Origin of the sequence: Methylobacterium sp. WL8 (assembly GCF_008040045.1) — a bacterium.
In the GTDB taxonomy this organism is placed as follows: Bacteria; Pseudomonadota; Alphaproteobacteria; order Rhizobiales; family Beijerinckiaceae; genus Methylobacterium; species Methylobacterium cerastii.
Window position 1 is genome coordinate 1 of sequence record NZ_VRVF01000148.1, and the last position, 4,329, is coordinate 4,329.

Annotated in this window: 3 protein-coding genes and 1 pseudogene; 1 reads left to right on the top strand and 3 read right to left on the bottom strand. The window is 66.6% G+C overall.

Annotation, left to right across the window (positions count from 1 at the left end):
- Positions 1-211: 211 nt before the first annotated feature.
- Together FV234_RS25290 and FV234_RS25295 are read right to left on the bottom strand one after the other, a co-directional pair.
- Positions 212-1,558 (bottom strand): HlyD family type I secretion periplasmic adaptor subunit, encoded by a 1,347-nt coding sequence (locus tag FV234_RS25290; RefSeq protein WP_147832375.1) that lies wholly within the window; start codon positions 1,556-1,558, stop codon positions 212-214.
- A 2-nt stretch (positions 1,559-1,560) separates the two neighbouring features.
- Complete coding sequence (locus FV234_RS25295) at positions 1,561-3,261, bottom strand: type I secretion system permease/ATPase (protein WP_246686308.1); 1,701 nt, start codon at positions 3,259-3,261, stop codon at positions 1,561-1,563.
- Here FV234_RS25295 and FV234_RS26415 point away from each other — a divergent pair.
- Positions 3,260-3,448 carry a hypothetical protein gene (locus tag FV234_RS26415; RefSeq protein ID WP_187273806.1) on the top strand — a complete coding sequence of 63 codons (189 nt, stop codon included), beginning with the start codon at positions 3,260-3,262 and terminating at the stop codon, positions 3,446-3,448. The two genes, FV234_RS25295 and FV234_RS26415, sit on opposite strands and share 2 nt — an antisense overlap.
- Before the next feature lie 341 nt (positions 3,449-3,789).
- On the opposite strand, the pseudogene FV234_RS25300 reads toward FV234_RS26415, so the two are convergent.
- Positions 3,790-4,329, bottom strand: a pseudogene (locus FV234_RS25300) (glycoside hydrolase family 16 protein); the annotation flags it as partial.

Genomic DNA, 4,329 nt, shown 5'->3' on the forward strand with positions numbered 1-4,329 from the left:
ACACTAGTAATTCCTAATATATTACAACAAACTTGGGATATATAGGGCGATGTCGATTGTTACGATGAAATATTTTGTAAAAATGGAAAAATTATCTATTTGAATCAAAAAATTTCTCTGCGAATTGTTGTCTAGCCTGAGTTCAATCCACTGTTGGGCTTTCAAAACTATCGACAGGCGGCTCGCCCTTTGGCCATCTGAGCCTACTGTATTACTTTTCACGCCAGGATTTCGCGATCTGATCGGTTAGGGGTTTGACGAGGTAGCTCAGGACGGAGCGTTCGCCGATCTGGAGGAACGCTTCGACCGGCATGCCGGGGATGAGGCGGACGGCGCCGAGCCGCGCGCGCTCGGCCTCGGGCACGAGGATGCGGGCGGTGTAGTAGCTCTGGCCCGTCTTGGGATCGGTCGAGACGTCGGCCGAGACGCGGGAGACGGTGCCGGCGATTTCGGGCGTGGTGCGGCTGTTGAAGGCGGGGAGGCGTAGCACCGCGCTTTGGCCTTGGCGCACGCTGTCGATATCCTGGGGCTGGATCCGGACCTCGACGGCGAGCTGGTCGGCCCAGGGCACGATCAGCATCGCGGGCTCGGACGGCGTGACCAGGCCGCCGACGGTGTGGACCGTCATCTGGTGTACGGTGCCGTCCTGCGGGCTGCGCAGGTCGATGCGCTTGAGCTGGTCCTCGGCCGCGATGCGCTTCTCGCGGAGTTCCGACGCCTTGCCGCGTATCTCGGCCAGGTCCTTACCCACCTCGGTGCGCATGTCACCATCGATTTGCAGGATCTGCAGTTCGGTCTCGGTGATCTTGCCGCGCGCCGAGGCAGTCTGAGCGACGAGCTGCCCGCGCTCGCCCTGAAGCCTCGCGGTCTCCCGCTCCAACGCGGTGACCCGCGTCAGCGGCACGAGGTTCTTGCCGTAGAGTTCGCGCACGCCCTTCAGCTCGGTGAGGATCAGCGCCGTCTCGCGTTCCTTGGCGGCGGCCTGCTGGGTCAGGCCGCCGATCTCCTCGCGCAGCTGCGCGATGCGCTCGGCGAGCTGCGCCTTCTGCCCGGCGCGGCTGGCGCGGCGAGCCGTGAACAGCCGCGTCTCGCCGTCGATGAGGCGGACGACCGACGGGTCGGCCGTCGGGTGCGTCAGCAAATCGACGGGGAAAGCGATCGTCTTGGCGTCGTCGCGCTCGGCTTCCTCGCGAGCGCAGCGGGCGCTCAGCTCGTCCAGCGCCTTCAGCACGATGTCGAGGTTGGCTCGCACTTGCGTCGCGTCCAGCCGGATCAGGACATCGCCAGCCTTGACCCGATCGCCCTCGCGCACGAGCAGCTCTCCGACCACGCCGCCGGTGGGATGCTGCACCTTTTTCACGTCGGATTCGACCACGAGCTGGCCGGGGGCGATCACCGCGCCGGCAATCTCGGTGAGCGCGGCCCAGCCGCCGACGCCGACCACCAGCACGGTGCCGAGCGCCAAGCTCAGCGCCAGGTGGCGGCGGATCGAGGCTTTGGCACGCGGACGCAGGACGGACGGCGCGGGGGCCGCCGAGACGATCACCGGGTCGGTCATGATCAGGCGCTTTCCTGCAAGGCGTGCGGCGCAGGGGCCTGCGACGGGATCGCCGGCACGTAACCCTGAGACGAACTCGGTTGGCTCGGGTCGGGGGCGGCGCGCAGCACGCGCTTGAACACCTCGTCTTTCGGGCCGAAAGCCTGGGCGCGTCCGTCGGCCATCATCAGCACGAGGTCCAGCGCCGCCAGTGCCGAGGGGCGGTGCGCCACGACGATGCAGATGCCGCCGCGCGCCCGCACCCCAAGGATCGCCCGCGTCAGCGCGTTCTCGCCCTCGGCGTCGAGGTTGGCGTTGGGCTCGTCGAGGATCACCAGGAACGGGTCCCGGTACAACGCCCGCGCCAGCCCGACGCGTTGGCGCTGCCCGGACGACAGCCCCGCCCCACCCTCGCCGACCCAGGTGTCGTAGCCCTCGGGCAGGCGCAGCACCATCTCGTGGATGCCGGCCGCGTGCGCCGCTGCGATCACCGCCTCGGGGGCCGCGTCCGGATCGAAGCGAGCGATGTTCTCGCCGATCGTGCCGGCAAACAGCTCCGCCTCCTGCGGCAGGTAGCCGAGATGGGGACCGAGCTCTGCCGGGTCCCACTGGTCGAGGGCCGCCCCGTCGAGGCGCACCTTGCCGCGAACGGGCGGCCACACGCCGATCAGCGCGCGCACCAGGCTCGACTTTCCGGACGCCGAGGGGCCGATCACACCGAGCCCCTGCCCGGCGCTGAGGGCGAAGCTGACCTCGCTGACCACCACGCGCTGCGCGCCCGGCGGGGCGATCGCGACCGCCTCCACCGACAGGGTGCGCATGGGTGCCGGCAGGGCGTGGCGGGCCGCCCCGTCCGGGATACGCACGAGCAGGTCCGAGAGGCGGGCCCAGCTCTGACGCGCCTGGACGAAGCCCTTCCAGTTGGCGATGGCGAGCTCCGCAGGCGCCAGCGCGCGTGACACCAGGATCGAGCTCGCGATGATGATGCCGGCGGTGGCCTGGCCCTGGATGACGAGCCAGGCACCGAGCGCCAGCACACCCGATTGCAACGCCATGCGGAACACCTTGGACACGGCGCCCAAGCCGCCGGCGACGTCCGCCGTGCGCTGCTGCGCATCCATGTAGTCGCGGTTGGCCAAGGCCCACCGCGTCCGGAAGCGTCCCTGCATGCCGAGCGCGGCCAACACCTCGGCGTTGCGCCGCCCGGACTCCGCCAGGCCGTTGCGGCGCTGACCGTGGCCGGTGGCGGCCCGGGCGGGCTTTCGGGTGGCGCGGTCGGTCAGCCAGGTGACGCCGGCGAGGAACACGGCGCCACCCAGTGCGGCGACCCCGATCAGGGGATGGAACAGGAAGCAGACGCCGAGATAGATCGGCAGCCACGGTAGGTCGAAGAACGCCGACGGGCCGGTGCCCGACAAGAACGCGCGGATCTGGTCCAGGTCGCGCAGCGGCAGCAAGCCGTCGCCGGGCACCGCGGCCTTGAGCGGCGCGCGCACCACCACGTCGAACACCCGCCCCGACAGCGCCTCGTCGAGCGACGCCCCGATGCGAGCCAGGATGCGCGAGCGGATCGCCTCCAGCGCGCCCTGGAACGCGTACAGCGCCAGCGCCAGCGCCATCAGCCCGATCAGCGTCGGCACCGATCGGCTCGGGATCACCCGGTCGTAGACCTCCAGCATGAAGAACGAGCCGGTGAGGTACAGGACGTTCACCAGACCGCTCATGAGCGCAACGCCGACGAACGCCGTTCGGCAGGACGTCAAGGCGCTCGTGAGTTCTGCCGAACCGTTATGCCTCGCCATCATCTTTTTACGGCTCACGATTATGAAGGGCGCGATAAGGCCCATTCGCTGCACAATTGCGCAGCCTGAAGGCGCGCAGATCTCGATCGAAGAGCCTCGTAAACATTGAATTCGCGCGACTGACGCACTCTGTTGCTCTACTCGCCTTATGTCACTTTTATAGAAAAATTACTGTGTGGATTATCTATCACAGAGTAGGGGCAATATTAGATATTAAAGAAAAACTCATTTTATATAGGTAGCTACTGCTGCTTGCGGCAAAGTCTGAGAAGGGTGAACAGCCGACCCAGGCCTTTCATTCTGAAGCGACCGCTCCAAATTCGACCTAATTCGGTCGCGCCTGCAGTCCTTCAGGTCGGTCAGGAACTGATAAAGCGTTCGCATGCGGTGCAGTCCCGTGGTGCGGTGGCATCAATTTCGCTGAGCCCCCCGCACACCGGGACTACACAGCTAATAGTCCAACGTGCCGTTCACGGGAGCATGGACTGTGAAGGCCAGCCCTTCGTGCACCCAATTTGCGCCCGCGTGAGCCAGCTCGAAGGCCGCGGTCTCGGCGTCGCCCGCGGTGTAATGATGCTCGCCGGTTGCAGTGTCGAGGAAGCGCTGCACCGTCAGCGCGTCGGCCCCGGCCAGCGCCGGATCGGCGTAGGCTTGGAACGCTACGCCCTCGTCATGGAAGCTAGGCAACATCGCGTCGATGTGGTCGCGCTCGGCGGTGCTCGCCGTATAGAAGTGCTCGCCCGTCCGCGTATCGACGAAGCGGAACACGTCCATCGTGCCCGCGCTCGCCGCCGGCGCCATCCAGGCCACGCCCTCGTCGGTGTAGGAGGGCAGGTTCTGTGCGATGTAGTCTCGTTCGCTCATGCTCGTCGTGTAGAGGTCGTCGCCCGTGCTCGCGTCGCGGAAGTGGAACGTGTCTGTTGGAGCCGAGGCAGTCGGCGCGCTCGCATAGGCCCGGATATAATCGATGGTCATCTGCGCCGGCACTGG